We start from the raw sequence: 19532 nt of genomic DNA, 5'->3' as shown, positions 1-19532 counted from the left end.
GGGCACGCAATCATGACCGATACACTCATCCACGGCCTCTACCGTGAAGGCGAGAAGATCGCCGACACGAAGGCCCCCCACGACGTCCCGATCGCGCAGCGCTGGGAACAGCGTAAGTTCAGTGCCGCGCTGGTCAACCCCGCCAACCGCCGTAAGCTGCGCGTCATCATCGTCGGCTCCGGCCTCGCGGGCGGTGCTGCCGCCGCCTCGCTCGGCGAAATGGGCTACAACGTCGACTGCTTCTTCTACCAGGACTCCGCCCGCCGCGCGCACTCCATCGCCGCGCAGGGTGGTATCAACGCCGCGAAGAACTACCGCAACGACAATGACTCCGTCTATCGTCTCTTCTACGACACGGTCAAGGGCGGCGACTACCGCGCTCGTGAGGACAACGTCTACCGCCTCGCCGAGGTCAGCGCCAACATCATCGACCAGTGCGTCGCACAGGGCGTCCCCTTCGCCCGAGAGTACGGCGGCCTCCTCGACAACCGCTCCTTCGGTGGCGTGCAGGTGTCCCGCACGTTCTACGCGCGCGGCCAGACGGGTCAGCAGCTGCTGATCGGCGCCTACCAGGCGCTCGAGCGTCAGGTCGCGGCCGGCACCGTCAAGGAATACGCCCGCCACGAGATGGTCGAGCTCATCGTCGACGAGGGCAAGGCGCGCGGCATTATCGCCCGCGACATGTCCACCGGCAAGCTCGAGACCTTCGTCGCAGACGCGGTCGTCCTGGCCACCGGCGGCTACGGCAACGTGTTCTTCCTGTCCACCAACGCGATGGGCTGCAACGCGACCGCTATCTGGCGTGCGTACCGCAAGGGCGCCTACTTCGGCAACCCCTGCTTCACGCAGATCCACCCCACGTGCATCCCCCAGCACGGCGACCAGCAGTCGAAGCTGACCCTCATGTCGGAGTCGCTGCGTAACGACGGCCGTATCTGGGTTCCCAAGCGCGCTGAGGACTGCGAGAAGGACCCGCGTCAGATCCCCGAAGAGGATCGCGACTACTACCTGGAGCGCATCTACCCCTCCTTCGGTAACCTCGTGCCGCGCGACATCGCGTCGCGTCAGGCCAAGAACATGTGCGACGAGGGCCGCGGCGTCGGCCCGAAGATCGACGGTGTCGCCCGCGGCGTCTACCTCGACTTCTCCGACGCGATCAACCGTATGGGCCTGGCCGCAGTGTCAGCCAAGTACGGCAACCTCTTCGACATGTACGAGCGCATCACGGGCGATAACCCCTACGAGGTGCCGATGCGCATCTACCCGGCCGTCCACTACACCATGGGTGGCCTGTGGGTTGACTACGACCTCGAGTCGAACCTGCCCGGTCTGTACGTGGCCGGCGAGGCGAACTTCTCCGATCACGGCGCGAACCGCCTGGGTGCCTCGGCACTCATGCAGGGCCTGTCGGACGGCTACTTCGTCCTGCCCAACACGATCAACGACTACCTGGCGCACTGCTTCCACCTGCCCAAGCTGGACGAGAACTCGCCTTCGGTGAAGGAAGCTCTCGAGTCGGCTCAGGGCCGTATCGACACCCTCATGTCGATCAACGGCACCCGCTCCGTGGACTCGTTCCATAAGGAGCTGGGCAAGATCATGTGGGAGTACTGCGGCATGGAGCGTACCGAGGAAGGCCTCAAGAAGGCCATCGGTATGATCCGCGAGCTGCGTGCCGACTACTGGAAGAACGTTCGCGTTCCCGGCAAGTCGATCGGTGAACTCAACCAGTCCCTCGAGAAGGCCGGCCGCGTCGCCGACTTTATGGAGCTGGGCGAGCTCATGTGCATCGACGCGCTGCACCGCGAAGAGTCGTGTGGCGGCCACTTCCGCGCGGAGTCCCAGACTCCCGAGGGCGAGGCCCTGCGTCACGACGACAAGTTCCTGTACGTGGCGGCTTGGGAATACGCTGGCGAAGGCGAGCCCCCGATCCTCCACAAGGAAGACCTGATTTACAACGACATCGAGCTGAAGCAGCGGAGCTACAAGTGAACCTGACACTGAGGATCTGGCGCCAAAACGGTCCCGAAGACAAGGGCGCAATTCATGAATACCAGGTGAAGGGAATCTCGGAAGAGTCCTCGTTCCTGGAGATGCTCGACGTCCTGAACGAAGAGCTCTTCGCACGCGGCGAGGAACCCATCGCCTTCGACTCCGACTGCCGCGAGGGCATCTGCGGTCAGTGTGGCATCGTCATCAACGGTATCGCTCACGGCCCGGAGGTCACCACGACCTGCCAGCTGCACATGCGTTCCTTCAACGATGGTGACGTCATCACGATCGAGCCGTGGCGCGCATCGGGCTTCCCGATCATCAAGGACCTCGTGGTCAACCGCAGCGCCCTGGATCGCATCATCCAGGCCGGCGGCTACATCTCCGTGAACACGGGTGCAGCCCCCGACGCGCACGCGACCCCGGTCCCGAAGCAGGACGCGGATCGCGCGTTCGAGGCCGCCGCGTGCATCGGCTGTGGTGCGTGCGTGGCTGCCTGCCCGAACGCCTCCGCGATGCTCTTCACCTCGGCGAAGGTCACGCACCTCGGCCTGCTCCCGCAGGGTAAGCCCGAGAACTACAAGCGTGTCGTCAACATGCTCAACCAGATGGACGAGGAGGGCTTCGGCTCCTGCTCGAACATCGGCGAGTGTGCTGAGGTCTGCCCGAAGCAGATCCCGCTTGACGTGATCGCAAACCTCAATCGCCAGCTCGGCAAGGCTGCCTTCAAGGGCGTCTGATTCGGCTGGAGTGGCCTCGCGGGAGGGCCCGGCGCGCAGGCGCCGGGCCCTCCCGCGTTCATGGGGAGCAAACGTGGTGGCACAGTGATGTCATAGCAGTGCGATGACGCGGCGAGACAGCCGCCCTATCGCACGCAAAATGCGCATGACGGTGCGGTTGTCGTCGTATCATGGAGGCATCATTGGCTCAGAGAGGAGCACGCCATGCAATTTGATGAAACCGGTCCGAACACGCATACGCGCCGCTACTGGGTCAGCGCGACCGTCGGCATCACGGCGATGATCGCCTTCGCGATTCTGTCGATCCTCCTGCTCCTGGGTATGCTCTTTGGCTCCCCCCAGATCAAGCCGATCGCAGATTCGCTGTTCCCCTGGAGCCTGCTGGTCTTCGCGGTTGCGGGCGTCTCGATGTTCATCGCGAACACGCGTTCTCGCGATTAGATCGACGCCGACTGCACGCGACGGACCTGCGCGCCACGCGCGTGCGGCGCCGCCCCCATGCGCGGATTAAACTGGGGGTGTGAGTGAACCCCTGGTCCTTGGTATTGAGTCAACCTGCGACGAGACCGGCGTCGGCCTCGTGCGCGGTACGCAGCTGCTGGTCGACCGCACGGCCACGTCGATGGATGAGTACGCCCGCTACGGCGGCATCATCCCCGAGATCGCGTCGCGCGCGCACCTGGAGTCCTTCCTGCCCACGCTGGATGCTGCGCTCGACGAGGCCGGAGTGACCCTGGCAGATGTGGATGCGATCGCGGTTGCGGCCGGACCGGGTCTCGTCGGTTCGCTAACCGTCGGTATCTGTGCGGCGAAGGCGCTGGCCTCGTCGCTGGGCAAGCCCCTGTACGGCGTCAACCACGTGATCGGTCACCTGGCCGTCGATAAGCTCGCTGACGGGCCGCTGCCCGAGCACTTCATCGGACTCGTGGTCTCCGGAGGCCATTCCAACATCCTTGAGATCCGCAATATCGCGACGGACGTCGTCGAGCTGGGTGGCACCCTGGATGACGCCGCGGGCGAGGCCTTCGACAAGGTCGGGCGCCTCCTCGACCTGCCCTACCCGGGCGGCCCGTACGTGGACCGCCTGTCCCAGCAGGGGGACCGCGAGGCGATCCGTTTCCCGCGTGGCCTGGCTGCCGGCAAGGACAAGGAGCGTCACAAGTACGACTTCTCCTTCTCGGGTCTGAAGACCGCCGTCGCCCGATACATCGAGGGCGCGACCGCGCGCGGCGAGGTCGTCAGCAAGGAAAACGTGTGCGCCGCCTTCTCCGAGGCTGTCAACGATTCCCTGACCGCGAAAGCAGTGCGCGCCGCGCTGGACACCGGCTGCGACACGATTGTCGTGGGCGGCGGTTTCTCCGCGAACTCCCGACTGCGAGCTTTGCTGACGGAGCGGGCCGAGACGGCCGGCGTTCAGGTTCGCATGCCCCCTCTGCGCTTCTGCACGGACAACGGTGCTCAGATCGCGGCGATTGGCTCCGAGCTGGTCGCGGCGGGTCTGCCACCGTCGGACTGGGACTTCTCCCCGGATTCGGGCTTGGAGCTGACGACGACGTATCTGGCGCCGCGCGCCTGAGAGCGGCGCGCGGGCCTAGCGTAGGCCGTCCATGAAGCTCTGCGCGATCGAGCTCCACGAGGTGTAGAAGCCGCCCGCCATGTTGGCGGCAATGCCGACGAGGAGCGCGGAGCTTACCGTGGCCGCCCCGAGGGACATCAGACGCGCTAGGTAGCCGAGTGCCCGGAGGGCGGGGCGCGGCACAGAGGTGAACAGGCCCGAGCGCTGCGCGCGGTGACGTGCCCGGTGTTGATGATCGGCATGGTCGTCGGTGTCGCCCTCGTGACGGCGCAGCTGCCAGCGCGGCGCGATAAGCCACGTGAGCGCGAGCGAGACGAGCACTCCGGCGATCAGGAGTGCGAGCGTCAGGTACCCGTTCGGGGCGGTCGGCCGGACCTTGTGGGTCACGGTTGTCACCGGTACGATGGATGCGCTGGCCTCGGAGGACTGTGCGGTCGCCGCCGTCGAAGTGGCGCCGACGGCCCGGGAGACCCGGTCGGAGGACCCCCACCACGCCAGCATTGTCGGAATGTGCTCGCGCCACAGCGGGCCCGCGTGCCCACCGCTCGGGGGAACGTCCGTGGTAACGCTGTCGGGTTCCTTGACGGCTGAGGCCATCTTGAGAGCGGTGTAAGCGCCCCCAACGGCGTCGTCGCCGGCGGCCATCGCGTAGATGCGCATCCCGTCGGGGGTGCGATTAGCCAGCATGGTTGACAGTGTGTTGTCAGCCAGGTACTGCTCGCCCTGGTTGGTCATGTGCCCCTCGATCTGAGTGTCGTAACCGGACAGCGAGGCGGCGGCACCGTAGGTTTCGGGCGTGCGCAGGGCCGTCCAGATCGCGCAGTAGGCGCCGGCGGAGAAACCCCCGATCATCCAGGCGTCTCGATTAGACGTCGTATTGGGGAAGTTGTGTCGGATCATCGCGGGGACGTCGTGGGACACCCACGTGTAGACGGCGGGGCGCCCCTCGATGTCGGCACAGTCGTGGGCTTCTTCGTCGACGTTGAGGGAGGGGCCGACGATGATTGTCGGCGGGATGATCCCCTCGTCGATGGCGTTGTTCAGGGCTTCCTGCACCTGCGCGCCCTGCATGGTGCCGTCGGGGCCGCCAGGGTAGCCGTGGAGAAGCTCGATGACCGCATAGGTCTTGCCGTCATTGGGGGAGTAGTCGCGTGGGGTGATAACGAAGACGGGCTGGGTGATCCCGCTTGACGGGCCGGTCCAGGTGGTCTGGAGCATGCCGTCCTCGGTCTTCGTGAAGGTCGCGTCCAATTCGGATACGGCAGCGGACTGCGCGTTGACGTCGGCCTCGCCGCCGGACTGGGCGGTCGTTCCTACGACGGACAACAGGGCGAGTTTCGCTAGATCCCCGCTGGTTTTCACAAGGCCGAGCGAGCGATTGAAGACGAGAGCCCCCGCGGAAGCGATAAGGAACGTGGGCACGAGGAGGATGACCGCGCGTCCCAGCCAACGCCTCGTGCGTCCCGGGCAGCGCGAGGGGGCCGAACGCGCGAGCAGAGACGCCCCTGCCAATAGAGACAGAACCGCAAGGACGGCGACCGCTACCAGGGTTTTGATCGAGGTCAGGGGGATGCTTCCCAAAACGCTCATCGGTGCTCCTTTCCGCCCCTATCGGACGAGGCCGTGGCAGCGAGTGTGTCCTCATCGGACGCGCGCTCCCGGGCGGCCGCTCGCGTCGAGCGCAGGTCGCCGACGCCTTTTGCGGCGAGTTTGGCGAGGCCTCCGGCGACTGAGGCGACGAGCGTGAGGGTCTGCGCGGGGGACACGTGGGGCACGTAGGCGTGTGAGATGGCCAGTCCGACTGTTGCGAGGGATGCGGGTTCCGGCACCGCCAGGTACAGGGACTGCGTGCGAGGCTTGAACTTGCGCTTGAACGCGTGCAGCGAGGTGAAGCCGTAGAGCGGCTCCATGATGGCGGCCAGCGCATCGGTAAGGGGGCCAAAGGTCGAGGTGTCATTGGCAGAGCGCGACAGGGGAGCGCCCGACAGGGACAGGGTCTCCAGCCCCTCTTCCTGCGCCGCCAGGGCGGCCTTGCCGATGAGGAACTCGATCGCGGGACGCCACCCGGTCGTGCGCCGACGCATGACGTCCAGGGTCAGGCCGACAACGGTTCCGTCGCGGTAGATCGGCAACCACGAGGTCACGGCGTGGATCGTCGACTCTTCATCGATGGCGACCAGGATGCGCGTCTCAGGGACCGCGAGTTCGGGCACGCCGCCCAGCGTGAAGCTCATCTCGGGCAGGGCCTTGTTGGAGCTCCACGAATCGGAGATGACGGTGATCTGATCGCGCCAGCCCGCCGGGCACTCCTCCCAGGTAGTCCACACGGCCTCGACGCCCTCGCGGGACGCGTGGTTCATGGCGGTGCGCACGTCCTGGTAGGCCTTGCCCCTGAAAGCGAGGCCGGGCAGGTCCAGCAGTGACTCCTCGGCGACCTGTATGATCGTCCAGCCCTCCTCGCACGCGGCCTGCGCGAGTTCCTCGTGGACCGAGTAGAGCGCGGGGGTCAGGCCCGAGTCGGAGGCGAAGGCTGAGAACAGCGCGATCGCCTCGGAGGCCTTGCCCGGCTCGTACACCAAGTCTGTGACCGTCAGCGCGACGCCGCCCGACCCGCGGTAGGCGACCCCGGCCTCGCCGGTAGGGGACACCCACACTTGGTTCCCCTCCCAGGTCTGCATCCATCCGAGGGTGCCCGCTCCGTGGGCGCGCAGGAGAGGGGTGAGGCTCTCGAGCGGGGAGGACAGTGGGATACGGGGCCGGGCGAGCAGCGCGCTCAGGATGATGGCGAGGGTGCCGCCCCAGGCGACGAGGGGCACCCACAGGACGGGTGCCTCGGCGAAGAGAGTCATCGGAACCAAGGACGGCTCGAAGATTGAGGCGGTCGCAGTGGGGAGCAGTGCGAGGGTGTAGTCGTGGAGGATCTGCAGGGGAGTCGCGTTGCCGGTGACGGTCAGGTCCTCGCCGGAGTTGAGGGCTTCAAGGGGGACGAACGAGTCGCTTGTGAGGAACCCGAGGACGAGGACCGCGCCCGCGCAGCCGACCATGAGGAGCAGCCAGCGCCGCAGTAGGGTCGAGGTCGTGGAGGGCTCCGCGTGAATCGTGAAGGAGCGGCGCACCCACCACGTGATGATGCACAGGGCAGCGTTGAGGATCACCGGAACGAGAAGGAGCGAGGCCGTGGTGACGAGCTCGGGCCTGGCCATCCCGTCCTCGTCGGCGCCCTGGGCGAGAGCAACACCCGTCGCAGCGACTGTTGATAGGCCGAGGATCAGCTGGAGAATGAGAGTGCCGAAGTAGGCGGCGCGCCTGCCCTTGCGCAGCCCGTAGGCGAAGATCAGCTGGAGCGTGATCGGGGCCAGACACAGGAGAGTTGTGATGACACCCGTACGCCCCTCAAGCCACCACGCGGGGCCCAGCGACCAGCGCATCTGAGCGAGCGGTCCCTCGGGGGCCGAAGAAACAACTGTCAGCGCCGCAGCGCAGGCCCAGCACAGGGCGGCGACGGAGGCGAGCTGACGTCCGATCGTGATGTCGTTTCCGGAATCGCTGCGTGCGCCGCGAACCCCAGCCAGGCGCGCGGCGACCATGCCCGCGAGGAGTGACCACACGCGCGCATACGAGATCGCAGATCCCAGGATCGCGGCCGACAGGATGAGGATTCCGATGAGGAGGAAACGAGCGCGCCAGCGCCAGTGAGAGGCCAGTGACTGCGCTGCGGCGCCCACGAGGGCGACGAGGATGAGGCTCGTGCCCCACAGGCTCCCCGCATCGATCGTCTGCCCCCACATGGAGAACACCCTGGTGAGCAGGGGGAGTGTCAACCAGGTGGCAGCGACGCCGACGACCTGGCCGGAGGCAGCTGCGGCCACCCATGCGCGTGTGCCCAGGTGTCGCTCCGCAGCACCGCCCGCAATGATCATCGTGACGATGCCGAGCACGGCGGTGGCGATGAAGTTTCCGGGCACCGCGCCGACGGAGGAGAGAACCGACCACCAATGGGGGCTGGACGGGTCGGCCTCGAGGGCCGTGAATTGATCGCGCCACACCCAGTAGGTCGCCGACACGATCGTCAGGGCAACCGTAAGGACGGCGGTAGCTGGGCATCGTGACAGCCAGCGGATGGTGAGGTGGGCCAGCGAGGAAAGCAATAGCCACACAGTCTGCAGGGTTGCCCCGACGGGGGAAGCGATCCTGACCAGCGCGGATGGTGCGCCCTCGGATTCCGGTGACTGTGTTGCTTCCTGCACCACGGGCGAGTGTCCTCTCAGCGTCAGTTTTCGAGCTACATCAAGGATACGGCGGCATTCTGAAAGTCAGCTGAAAGCAATCTCAAAGAGTATGAGAATGGCGACAGTGCCCCGCACCGGTGAAGACGCGGGGCACTGCTGCGACGGAGTCAGACGTTCAGGGTTGCGAACTCGGCGAGAGCCAGGGGGCGCCCCGCGCTCATCTCCGCGCGCATGAGGTCCACGACCGCGTCGAGGCCCTGGCCGGGTCGCGCGGCTGCCGCAACGGCCCGCTGGCGCTCGTAGGAGGCGCCGATCGTCAGGATCGTCTCCAGGCCTGCGAACTCGCGCGCACAGTTCAGGTCGGTGGCCACGGGGGCCAACTCTTCCTTCAGTCGCGCGATGCCATCGCGCGCGCTCTCGGTCGTGCCGTCGCGCGAGATGATGAGGGTCGCGTCCATGCCGTAGCGCGCCGAGCGCCACTTGTTCTCGGCGACGAACCAATCCGGCAGGGAGGGAAGCGGCTCGCCCGCGTCGTACAAGCGCGAGAAGTGCTCGACGAGGACGTGGGTGAAGGCTGCGAAGGTGGCGACCTCGGTCGCGTTCGTCGCAGCGTCGTACACGCGGTTCTCGATCGTGCCGAAGGTCGGAGAGGGGCGGATGTCCCAGCGGACCTCGTCGAAGCCCTCGATGACGCCCGTGCGGATCATGTCATCCGTGTAGGCCTCGAGATCCTCCCACGTTGCGAACTGGCGCGGGATGCCGGCGGTGGGCAGCTGCTGGAAGACCATCGCGCGGTTGGACGCGTAGCCCGTGTCTTCGCCCGCCCAGAAGGGGGAGGACGCAGAGATAGCCTGCAGGTGGCCCAGGTGGGCGGTGAGGGCGGCCTGGATCGGGAGGATCTTCGCTCGGTCTTCGACGCCGACGTGCACGTGGACGCCGTACAGAAGCATCTGGTGTCCCCAGTAGGCGGTGCGCTCCACCAGCTGTGCGTAGCGCTCCGAGTCGGTGACGCGCTGGCGGCCCGGGCGCGCGAAGGGGTGTGTACCGGCGGTGGCCAAGTCGATGCGCAGGTCCGAGGCCAGGGGGGTCAGATAGTCGACGCAGTCCATCAGGTCGGCCATGCACTCGGCGACGGTTGAACGCGGCTTGGAGACGACCTCGATCGTGTTCAGCAGCATCTCGCGGTGGACGCCCGGGTAGAGCTTCCCGTCGGTCGTGGAGCGGTCAATGATCGCGTCCGCGCTCTGACGCAGGTCGTGGGAGTCGCGGTCGACGAGCTGGAGCTCCCACTCGACACCGATCGTGGAACGCTGGGAGGAACCGAAGGGCAAAGACATGTCAATCCTTTCGCTTGCTTCCTCCATTGTGGCAGGGCAGCGAGCGGTGTCGGCGGAGAGCTTTCTTACAGGTTTGTAGCCAACCGTCGGCAGATGATCGCGCGGTGGCGTCCGTTCACGCGCGTCGCGATGACGGTCAGCTGCTCGTCGCCTCCGCCCAGTTTCAACGTTTTACGCAGGTTGTCGGGGTTGATGTCGGCGCCGCGCTTCTTGATCTCGACGCTGCCCGCTCCGCGCGTGCGCAGCTCGGCGGAAATCGCCTTTGCTCGCAGGTTGGTCACCGCGAGGACCTCGAAGCGGTCGTAGAAGGGGGAATCGGGCAGTTCATCCCCGGTCAGGTAGGCGATCTTGTCGGACACGATGCCCGCGCCGACCTCGTCCGCGAGGCGTCCCAGGAGACCCGAGCGGATAACCGCGCTGTCGGGCTCGGCGACCATCGCGCCCAGGGGCGCGACCTCCACGCGGGCTGCGGGGGCGTTGGGTGCATACCCCTCGGGTGTGGAGAGCGAATGGGCGGCCCCGGCCTCATCCAAGAGGAGACAGGAGCGCCCACGGCCCTCGGGGGACAGTGCGGGGGACCAGAGCGAGGCCTCGACGAGATCACCGCCCACGCTCACCCACTGCGCGTGCCAGGAGGAGGGGATGCGCTCGTACGCGATGCCCGGCGCCACCTTGATACCGACGCGTTCGATCGTCGAGACCCAGCCGAGGGCGAGCGAGAGGGGAGGGGACCACTGTTCCGGGTCCGTGATGCGCGCCGACCCGCGCGAGGCGCCTGTGCGGCGGGCCGGGTCTGCGAAGATCGCGTCGACGCCCTCGGAGGCCAGCTCGTCCATGTCGAGGTCGGCGACGTCCCCCAGGCGTACCTCGGATCCCTCGAAGGCCCGCAGGTTCGCGGCCGCGGCCCCGGCAGTATCGGGGTCGATGTCGACAGCCAGCACGTTCATGCCCAGGCCGGCGATCGCCATAGCATCCGATCCGATGCCGCAGCCAAGATCCGCGACGCGCGTCGCGCTGCAATCCTTGAATCGCTGAGCGTGGCGGGCTGCCACGACGAGGCGTGTCGCCTGCTCGAGGCCGTCGCGGGTGAACACCATGTGGGAGGCAAACGGGCCAAATTTTGAGCGTGCTGCCTGGCGCAGGGCCAGCTGGGTGAGGACTGCGACCACGAGGTCCGCGTCGAGGCCGGAGGCGCGCAGGGTGGATCCGAGCTCGGGCAGCGGGATGGGGTTGGTTGCCTGCTTCGCTTGTAGGGACTCCAACAGCTCCCAGCCGGGGGAGGACAGAATGGGGGTCAGGGCGCTCACCCGCTCATTGTCCCATCTCTTCAGGGGCGTGGCCGTGTGGGGCCTGCGGTCGGGCGCGGGTGTCGTCTCGCCCAGGGTGAACGCGCCTGGCACTCAGCTTGCCCGAGTGCCAGGACCGTGCCTACACTCGTGGAGGAAACGCGGGAACACCCGCGACCGGTCCTGCACCTGACCCCCGCGACGGCAGGGAAAGGACGAGCACCTTCGTGACAAAGAAGAAAGGGAGCGACAATGTCGATCTCCATCAAGCCCCTCGAGGACCGCATCGTCATCCGCCAGGTTGAGGCCGAGCAGACCACCGCCTCCGGCCTGGTCATTCCGGACACCGCCAAGGAGAAGCCGCAGGAAGGCGAAGTTATCGCCGTGGGCCCCGGCCGCGTGGACGACAACGGTAACCGTATCCCCGTCGACGTCAAGGTCGGCGACGTCGTCATCTACTCGCGCTACGGCGGCACCGAGGTCAAGTACGACGGCCAGGAGTTCCAGATCCTGTCCTCGCGTGACGTGCTGGCGGTCGTGGAGCGCTGAGCGCTTCGCACACTGAACGCTACAGGGGCGGCCCGGAAGGAATCCTTCCGGGCCGCCCCTTGTGTTCGTGTCTCCCGCGCCGAGCATCCTTGCGGCGCGGGGCCTCGCGTTAGGACGCGGACTGTGCCGCCTGGTCGAGGATTGTGTTGCGGATGTAGGCGGCGTCGCGGTAGCCGCTGACGTACGCCTTATTAATGAACATGGCGGGGGTGCCGGTGATGCCGGCCTGGTGAGCCCGCTCCTTGGCCGCCTTCACCGTGGTAGCGGTGTGGTCGGAGAGCATCGTCTCGCGGAACTTGTCCAGGTCGGGCACACCCGCCTTGGCTGCAAAGTCAACGAGGGCCTGCTCGGAGTACTGGGGGTGACCGGTCGCGTCGGCCGCCGCGTATACCACGTCGTGGAACTCCCAGAACTTACCCTGCTCGCCCGCAGCGATGCCCGCCTGGGCTGCCAGGGGAGAGGTCTCGGTGATCTGGGCCAGGTCGTACCACTCCACGCGCAGGGTGCCATCCTCGACGAGGTCGGCCAGTGCGGGGTCGATGTCCTGGGCGTACTTCGTGCAGTAGGGGCACGCAAAGTCAGAGAAAAGAACCATCGTCACGGGAGCGTTAATGTCGCCCTTCGCCTGAGTGTCGTTCTCCTGGTGACGCACGAACGACTTCATGATCTCCAGGTTGTTCGGGTTCGTCTGGCTGGGGGCCGCCGTCTCCGTGTTCTGCGGTATCTGCGCGGCCGCGGTCGGCGTGGCCGCCGGGGTTGCCTGGCTCGCCGGAGAGGTGGAGGGGAGCTGAACACCCATCCACACGCACGCCCCCGCGAGGGCCGCAGTGATCGGTGCGGTGACGAAGAACAGGGTCTTGTACAGGTTGGTGGAGGTATCCTCGGCCTTTTTCTGCGAGGCCTTGGTGTCGTTGCTGGTCATGCGAGCTCCCGGAGAGGATGGGCGTTGTGTCGGGCAGTAAAATGGTGCGGCATCGCGGTGGCGATGCCGCACCGGAAAAATGGATGCGCGTTAGGAGACGCGGCGACCGCGTCCAGAGGAGCGGATCTCTTCGCGTCGTTCTTCTTCAGTCATTCCACCCCAGATGCCGTAAGGCTCCTGAGCGGCCAGAGCGTAAGACCGGCACTGCTCGATAACCGGGCAGGTCGCGCAGATTGCCTTAGCGTTTGCTGCACGGCGTCGGCGCGTGGAGCCGCGCTCACCCTCGGGGTGGAAGAACAGCTCGGTGTCCAGGTCTCGGCACGCCGCTTCGTACTGCCATTCCCACGCGTCGATCATGGGTCCGGGCAGACGGGAGACGTCAGTCATTGGGTGCCTCCTTCATGTCTGTCGTGCCGACATTTTCGGCACACGATGTCGGCAAGAATAGACACTTGTGCGGTAGTTATTCAAGGATCTTTCTCGAATTATGAGCCAGTTCTCAGATTGAGTGTGCCCGTACTGTGAAAACGTGGAGAAACGTATGGTGTGCAGTGTGAACAGATTGTGAATAACTTTTTGAACAACTTGGATGTGGGTGTCATATCCCTTCCTGTGGCGTGCGCGCTGCGAACACGCAAGAATCAGAGCAGGGCACGGACAAGGACCGGAGGGAGCGGACATGCCACGAGCCATACTGGCGCAATCGGCGCACGCCGACCGCTCCCGCACCATGTCCTCGGTGTCCGATGAACTGGGAGTATCCCCCTCCACCCTGCGCACCTGGGAACGACGCTACGGCCTCGGCCCCGCGCAGCGTGAAGCCGGTGAGCGACGTCGTTACCAGCCCGAGGACGTTGACCGTCTGCGCGCCATGATCCACCACGTGCGTGCCGGCATGTCCGCCGCCGAGGCCGCCAAGCGGGCCCTCGCAGAAAGCACACTTCTGCCTCGTCGAGGCCCGGCGAACGCCGCCCAGCTGCGCTCCGTTGCCCTCTCCGACGACTACCAACGCCTCGAAGAAGTGATCGAGGCGGCCGTCGCCAGCCATGGCCTCGTCCATACGTGGTCGCGATTCGTCGAACCCACCCTCAAATCTCTGCGCTCTGCTCCGAGTGGCGAACCCATCGGCAGTGCGCCCGCCCTCATGCTGGTCAACGCCTTCCAGCGCGTGTGCCGCTCCGTCTATCAGTCCCGCCCCGCCCGCTCCCTCGTCGGAGGGGACCGCGTCGCGATCATCTCCGACTCGCTCCACGAGACCGCCGCCCAGGTCATCGGCGTCGCTCTGGCCTGGTACGGCTGCGACGTGCGCATGCTCTCCAGCGAAAACTACGGCGGTGTCAGCACCACCGAACGCTTCCGCGAGTATGTGCGCGGAGGCGTCCCCGCGCTCACCGTCGTCCTCGGATGCGGTCCCGAATGCGCGCAAACGGTGGCAAACCTCGTCGCACGATACGGGGTTCCCACGATCATGGTGGGAGCGGACGCCCCCGAGATCCTCTCGCCACAGGTGCAGCGCGTGCGCACCATCAGTGCCTGCGTCGAGGAGGCCCTCGCCCTCCTCGCGCCCCAGGCCGACCTGGAGCTCGTCGGTCGCTCCTGACGCCTTTGACGGCTCGCGCGCAATTGCGCCCTCAACTGCGCGCACGCGGCCCCCACGTTCACCCGCGGTGCCTGGACAGGTGATACCGTGAAGGCACGTACCGGCAGGAGAACAGTCATGAACGCCCCCTGGAACAACGAAGATCTGCGCCGCGCTTTTGACGCCGATTTTGGCGCGCTCGTCGCCTTTGCTTCCCGGTCGAAGGCGCGGGTCGGTTTCGCCTTCCTGCGCGCCGATGGTCAGGTCGACCTCGGGCGTCCCCTCGACGCGCGCATCAGCGCCCGGATGACCCACGTCTTTGCCCTCGCGCAGATGCGAGGCATTGAGGGTGCCGCGCACCTCGTCGACCACGGCCTGGCCGCCCTCGCAGGTCCCCTGCGCGCTCCGAATGGCTCCTGGTACGCCGAGGTTGTGCCCACCTCAGAGAACAGCGCCACCCCCGTTCCTCGCGCGGTCTTGTCCCAGCGTGCACAGTCCGCGATGATCGGTGCGGCCGCCGCTGCTGCCATGGTCGGGCACGAGGAGGCGCGTGGCCTGCTCGCCGACCTCGAAGCGGACCAGGATCAACGCTGGTGGGACGCGTGCGCCGGAGCCGTGCGCGAAGAGATTGATGCCGCGACCGGCGCTCGTTCGCCCCTGCGTCGACTCTCCACCAACCTCGACACCGCCCAGGCCTACCTGGCCGCCTGGGAAGCGACGGGGGAGCGCGTCTGGTTCGACCGCGCGCGCTCGATCCTGCGCCTCGTCGGAGAGATCGCCGCGCGCTGCGCCTTCGCCCTGCCCGACCTCTACGACGAGGAATGGCGCCCCCTGCCCGCCTCCTGCGATCAGGCTCCCGTTGAGCTCATCCGACCCGGAGAGACGCTCCCCGGCCTCGGATTCAAGGCCGCCCGCCTCATCGGGCAGACCTACGCGATCCTCACCCACATGGGCGAAACACCCGGCCCATGGATGATCGACACCGCGACCGCGCTCTACGACCGCGCCCTCGCCGACGGATGGACCACCGAGGGTGTGGGCGGCATCGTCTACACCCTCGATCCCACCGGCAGTGTCGCCGCCCCGCAACGCATGCACTGGGTCGTGTGCGAGGCTGCCAGCGCCGCCCGCGTCCTTGCCGAGGTCGTGGACTCCTCGCGCTCCGAGGACCTCGCCGTCGACTACGCCCGCGCCATCGCTTGGGCCGACTCCCACGCGCGCGCCGGCATGGGCCGTTGGATCCATGAGGTCGCCCCCGACGGCTCCGTCTCCATGCTTGTGTGGGAGGGGCGCCCCGACGCCCTCACCGCCGCCCGCATGCTGGCACGAGGCGCCGCCCCGATCCATCTCACAGCCACCGGAGCGACCGCAGCCCGCTACGCCTCTCAGGCCAGCCAGAGCGCATCCTCCTGACGATTGCTGACGGTCCCCGGCCTCGTCCCCCGATACCCGGCTGCGAGGCGTGCGTGGAAGCGACTACGCGAAAGCGCCACCGACCGCCTACAATTGGCCTATGGGAGAACTCGCTACACATGATCCTTTCGGCCTGACCGGCCTCACCTACGACGACGTCCTGCTCCTACCCGAGCTCACGGACGTCGTTCCTTCATCCGTTGACACGAGCAGTCGCCTGACGAAGAACATTTCGCTGCGCATCCCGCTCCTGTCCGCCGCTATGGACACCGTCACCGAGGCGCGCATGGCCATCGCCATGGCCCGCCAGGGCGGCATTGGCATCCTTCACCGCAACCTCTCCATCGAGGAACAGGCCGCGCAGGTCCGCCAGGTCAAGCGCAGCGAATCCGGCATGGTTGAGGACCCGGTGACCGTCGGCCCCGACGCCACCATCGACGAACTCGACAGCCTGTGCGGCCACTACCGCGTCTCCGGCCTGCCCGTCGTGAACGAGGACGGTACCCTCCTGGGCATTATCACGAACCGCGACCTGCGCTTCGTCCCCCAGGACGAGTGGGCCACCCTGCGCGTGCGCGACTGCATGACCCCGCGCGACCAGCTGGTCGTCGGCCAGGTCGGCATCTCCCGCGAACACGCCAAGCACCTGCTGGCCGAGCACCGCGTCGAAAAGCTGCCCATCGTCGACGACAACGACCACCTGACCGGCCTCATCACCGTCAAGGACTTCGTTAAGACCGAGCAATACCCCAACGCCACCAAGGACTCGCGCGGCCGCCTCGTCGTCGGCGCGGCCGTCGGCTACTGGGGCGACACCTGGGAGCGCGCCACCGCCCTGGCCGAGGCCGGCGTGGACGTCCTCGTCGTCGATACCGCGAACGGTGGCGCCCAGCTCGCTCTCGACATGATCCGCCGCATTAAGGACGATCCGACGTTTGAGGGCATTGACATCATCGGCGGTAACGTCGCCACGACCGAGGGTGCCCAGGCGCTCATCGACGCGGGCGTCGACGCCGTCAAGGTCGGCGTGGGCCCCGGCTCGATCTGCACGACCCGCGTCGTCGCCGGCGTCGGCGTCCCCCAGATCACCGCGATCCACCTGGCCGCCAAGGCCTGTGGCCCCGCCGGAGTCCCGCTCATCGCGGACGGCGGCTTGCAGTACTCGGGCGACATCGGCAAGGCCCTCGTGGCCGGCGCCGACACCGTCATGCTCGGCTCCCTGCTGGCCGGCTGCGAGGAGTCCCCGGGCGAGGTCGTGTTCACCAACGGCAAGCAGTTCAAGCGCTATCGCGGCATGGGCTCGCTCGGCGCGATGAGCTCGCGCGGGCGTAAGTCCTACTCCAAGGATCGCTACTTCCAGGCCGACGTCACCTCCGACGACAAGATCGTCCCCGAGGGCATCGAGGGCCAGGTGCCCTACACCGGCTCCCTCGCCCAGGTCATCTACCAGCTCGTCGGCGGCCTGCACCAGACCATGTTCTACCTGGGTGCCTCGACGATCTCCCAGGTCAAGGCCAACGGCCGCTTCGTGCGTATCACCAGTGCGGGCCTGCGCGAGTCGCACCCGCACGACGTGCAGATGACGACGGAAGCGCCGAACTACCACTCCTCTTCGGCGAGGTAATCGCAGATCGAGCGTTCGTTGCGGGCGGGAGCAGTCGGTGGGCTGCTCCCGCCCGCGCTATCCTAGGGGTGCGAAAACTCACAACAGCGCAAAGGAGCTGCTCACATGCTCATCCTCATCGATCATGCGAACGTCGATTCCATCGCCAAGACCCTGGAATACCTGCCCATCGACGGCGTGACGACCAACCCGACGATCCTGTACCGCGAAGGTAAGGAGCCTCTCGAGGTTCTCCACGCCATCAAGCAGCTCCTGCCCGACGGCGCCCAGCTGCACGTCCAGATCGTCTCCCAGCGCGCCGACGACATGGTCGCCGAGGCCCGCGCTCTGCGCGGCGAAATCGGCGGCAACCTCTTCATCAAGCTCCCCGTCACGCGCGAGGGCTTTGCTGCTATCCCGCGCATCGTGCGTGAAGGCATGCAGGTGACCGCAACGGGTATTCACTCCTCGATGCAGGGCTTCATGGCCGCCAAGGCTGGCGCCCGCTACGTCGCCCCCTACGTCAACCGTATGGACAACTACGGCATTGACGGCGTGCGCGTCGCCTCCGAAATCCACCGCACCCTGCGCTCCTACGACCTGAAGGCCGACGTCCTGGCCGCGTCCTTCAAGAACTCCGAGCAGGTCCTCGAGCTGGTCCGCCAGGGCGTGGGCGCCATCACTGCCGCCCCCGACGTGCTGGCCGCGCTCATCAAGAACCCCGCGACCGACGCCGCCATCGCGGACCAGAACCGCGACTTCGGCTTCCTCGTGGGCGAGCGCCGCACGTGGCTGGACCTCATCAAGGAAAAATGAGTCTTGTGTAGAGGCCCGGGGGTGGTGTTCCACCTCTGGGCCTCTTCCATACTCGCATTGCTGCTGCGCCACCGGTGTTCCGGGCGCCGTCGGGCCCGCCCGCCCGCTCGCCGTCCGCGCCACGAGCTTCGCCCGGCGCGTTGGCTCGAAGCCCGGCCAGGCCCCGCGGCCCCGCCGGCGCCCTCCACACTGGTGGCGCGTGGCGCGTGTTAAGCACCTCGCGCACGGACGCGATGATGCGGCTCTGTTATCTGGATGTGTGCCGCATTTATGCTTGTTGCTAAGTGGTGTTACACCACTTAGCCGGGTATTACACCAGTTCGGAGGTGGTGCAATGCTCCCTAACTGGTGTAATGCTCCCTAGCTGGTGCATGCCCCTTCGTTTGGTCCTGTGGAGGGCATGGGGATAGTTCCCCGACAATATCGCACGTAATTCCCCTGCGGCTGTTTCAAACCTTGAATTCGCATCGTTGGAATTGCAACGTTTTGGATGGTGCTCGAAAAATGACCGTGGGAAATTATGTGCGACTTTTATCTGGCCAGGTGCGGTGATTCCGCTATGGACCCGTCGGCGCCCTCCACGCAGTTCGTACATGCACGCTCCGCGCAGCTCGTACATGCGCCGCACGGACGACACCTCAGGCACAACGAAAACGGGGGCCGGCACCCGCCGACCCCCGCTCGTTGCGTTCTTACTCCTGGTCGTCGCCGCGGCCTTGCGGCGTGATCTGGGGCCATTCGCGGTCGATGTTCGCGTCCTTGCCCTGCTTACGCAGGTACTTCTCGAAGTCCTCGGCCCAATCCTGGTGAGCCTGGAGCTGGTAGTCCATGAGCTCCAGGGCGCTCATGGACGCCAGCTGCGGGTACTTGTCCACCATGCCGGCGAGCACGTCGAGCGTCATGGCGACATCGACCTCGGCCGTGTGAGCGTCGGGGGAGGCGACCGCCCCGTAGACGGGCGCCATCTCCGTCAGCGTCTTCTTGCCCTTGCGGAAGCGGTCGAGCTTACGGTCCAACACCAATGGGTCGACGATCAGCATCGGCGCGCCCTCCAGGCGTTCCTCGAAGGAACCCAGGCGGTGGCGGCGCAGCTCCTGGTTGACCAGCGTGATGTCGTAGGTGGCGTTGAAGGCGACGACCGGGTAGCCGCGCAGCCAGTGCTCGACGATGGAGCCCGCCAGTTCGTGCAGAACCTCCTCGATGGGGCGGCCATCGCGTCGTGCCTGCTCGGTCGTGATGCCGTGGACGGCCGTGGCCTGCTCGGGGATCTCGACGCCCGGGTCGGTCAGCCACGTGGCCACCTGGTCGGGGGCGCTGACGCCGCTGCGGTAGGACGCGCCGTCGATGCGCAGCACCAGCGCGCCGGTGACGAGGCGGTCCTTGAGTGCGCGTACGCCCGTCGTCTCGGTGTCAAAACCCATCCACGGGTCGTCGATCCAGCTCATGATTGCTCCTAGCCTTGCCGGTGACTCCAGTGTGGCAGAGGGTGG

Annotated in this window: 16 protein-coding genes; 9 read left to right on the top strand and 7 right to left on the bottom strand. The window is 66.6% G+C overall.

Annotated features, from left to right (window positions below; genetic code table 11):
- Nucleotides 1–12: 12 nt before the first annotated feature.
- The 4 genes from ACTODO_RS01315 to tsaD all read left to right on the top strand — a co-directional run bounded on the left by ACTODO_RS01315 (nucleotide 13) and on the right by tsaD (nucleotide 4308).
- Entirely contained in the window at nucleotides 13–1992 is a 1980-nt protein-coding gene (locus ACTODO_RS01315) for a fumarate reductase/succinate dehydrogenase flavoprotein subunit (RefSeq protein WP_003790503.1), read from the top strand.
- A complete protein-coding gene (locus ACTODO_RS01310; protein WP_003790501.1) occupies nucleotides 1989–2732 on the top strand; it encodes a succinate dehydrogenase/fumarate reductase iron-sulfur subunit in 744 nt (247 codons plus the stop codon). Before ACTODO_RS01315 ends, ACTODO_RS01310 begins: the two co-directional genes overlap by 4 nt.
- A gap of 204 nt (nucleotides 2733–2936) precedes the next feature.
- Nucleotides 2937–3173 (top strand): hypothetical protein, encoded by a 237-nt coding sequence (locus tag ACTODO_RS01305; protein WP_003790498.1) that lies wholly within the window; start codon nucleotides 2937–2939, stop codon nucleotides 3171–3173.
- Between the two features lie 79 nt (nucleotides 3174–3252).
- A complete protein-coding gene (tsaD, locus tag ACTODO_RS01300) occupies nucleotides 3253–4308 on the top strand; it encodes a tRNA (adenosine(37)-N6)-threonylcarbamoyltransferase complex transferase subunit TsaD (protein ID WP_003790496.1) in 1056 nt (351 codons plus the stop codon).
- 15 nt (nucleotides 4309–4323) lie between these two features.
- Here the strand turns inward: tsaD and ACTODO_RS01295 are convergent, their stop codons facing one another.
- From ACTODO_RS01295 to ACTODO_RS01280, 4 genes are all read right to left on the bottom strand, one after another.
- Nucleotides 4324–5898 (bottom strand): alpha/beta hydrolase, encoded by a 1575-nt coding sequence (locus ACTODO_RS01295; RefSeq protein WP_003790495.1) that lies wholly within the window; start codon nucleotides 5896–5898, stop codon nucleotides 4324–4326.
- The gene (locus tag ACTODO_RS01290) at nucleotides 5895–8558 is read right to left on the bottom strand and encodes a bifunctional lysylphosphatidylglycerol flippase/synthetase MprF (protein WP_003790493.1); all 2664 of its coding nucleotides are present in this window, start codon (nucleotides 8556–8558) and stop codon (nucleotides 5895–5897) included. Before ACTODO_RS01290 ends, ACTODO_RS01295 begins: the two co-directional genes overlap by 4 nt.
- A gap of 146 nt (nucleotides 8559–8704) precedes the next feature.
- Complete coding sequence (locus ACTODO_RS01285; RefSeq protein WP_034511789.1) at nucleotides 8705–9874, bottom strand: glutamate--cysteine ligase; 1170 nt, start codon at nucleotides 9872–9874, stop codon at nucleotides 8705–8707.
- 65 nt (nucleotides 9875–9939) lie between these two features.
- Nucleotides 9940–11181 carry a THUMP-like domain-containing protein gene (locus ACTODO_RS01280; protein ID WP_034511786.1) on the bottom strand — a complete coding sequence of 414 codons (1242 nt, stop codon included), beginning with the start codon at nucleotides 11179–11181 and terminating at the stop codon, nucleotides 9940–9942.
- A 231-nt stretch (nucleotides 11182–11412) separates the two neighbouring features.
- Here ACTODO_RS01280 and groES point away from each other — a divergent pair, with 231 nt between their 5' ends.
- Nucleotides 11413–11709 (top strand): co-chaperone GroES, encoded by a 297-nt coding sequence (gene groES / locus ACTODO_RS01275; RefSeq protein WP_003790486.1) that lies wholly within the window; start codon nucleotides 11413–11415, stop codon nucleotides 11707–11709.
- Between the two features lie 109 nt (nucleotides 11710–11818).
- Here the strand turns inward: groES and ACTODO_RS01270 are convergent, their stop codons facing one another.
- Entirely contained in the window at nucleotides 11819–12631 is an 813-nt protein-coding gene (locus ACTODO_RS01270) for a DsbA family protein (RefSeq protein ID WP_003790483.1), read from the bottom strand.
- 90 nt (nucleotides 12632–12721) lie between these two features.
- Nucleotides 12722–13018: a WhiB family transcriptional regulator gene (locus ACTODO_RS01265; RefSeq protein WP_003790481.1), complete on the bottom strand. Its 297-nt coding sequence runs from the start codon at nucleotides 13016–13018 to the stop codon at nucleotides 12722–12724.
- Between the two features lie 292 nt (nucleotides 13019–13310).
- Between ACTODO_RS01265 and ACTODO_RS01260 the strand changes: the two genes are divergently transcribed.
- The 4 genes from ACTODO_RS01260 (at nucleotide 13311) to ACTODO_RS01245 (ending at nucleotide 18042) form a co-directional block, all read left to right on the top strand.
- Nucleotides 13311–14231, top strand: a complete 921-nt coding sequence (locus ACTODO_RS01260) for a MerR family transcriptional regulator (protein ID WP_003790468.1) — start codon at nucleotides 13311–13313, stop codon at nucleotides 14229–14231.
- A 117-nt stretch (nucleotides 14232–14348) separates the two neighbouring features.
- Nucleotides 14349–15623 (top strand): AGE family epimerase/isomerase, encoded by a 1275-nt coding sequence (locus ACTODO_RS01255; RefSeq protein WP_003790466.1) that lies wholly within the window; start codon nucleotides 14349–14351, stop codon nucleotides 15621–15623.
- A 100-nt stretch (nucleotides 15624–15723) separates the two neighbouring features.
- Complete coding sequence (gene guaB, locus ACTODO_RS01250) at nucleotides 15724–17247, top strand: IMP dehydrogenase (protein WP_003790464.1); 1524 nt, start codon at nucleotides 15724–15726, stop codon at nucleotides 17245–17247.
- Nucleotides 17248–17352: 105 nt separating this feature from the next.
- Nucleotides 17353–18042: a transaldolase family protein gene (locus tag ACTODO_RS01245; protein WP_003790462.1), complete on the top strand. Its 690-nt coding sequence runs from the start codon at nucleotides 17353–17355 to the stop codon at nucleotides 18040–18042.
- Between the two features lie 692 nt (nucleotides 18043–18734).
- On the opposite strand, the gene ACTODO_RS01240 is transcribed toward ACTODO_RS01245, so the two are convergent.
- Entirely contained in the window at nucleotides 18735–19487 is a 753-nt protein-coding gene (locus tag ACTODO_RS01240) for an exonuclease domain-containing protein (RefSeq protein ID WP_003790459.1), read from the bottom strand.
- Between the last annotated feature and the right edge of the window lie 45 nt (nucleotides 19488–19532).

The sequence above is a fragment of the Schaalia dentiphila ATCC 17982 genome (genome assembly GCF_000154225.1).
Classification (GTDB): Bacteria; Actinomycetota; Actinomycetes; order Actinomycetales; family Actinomycetaceae; genus Pauljensenia; species Pauljensenia dentiphila.
Note: the sequence above shows the minus strand (reverse complement) of the source record. Positions and strands in the feature narration are given on the sequence as shown.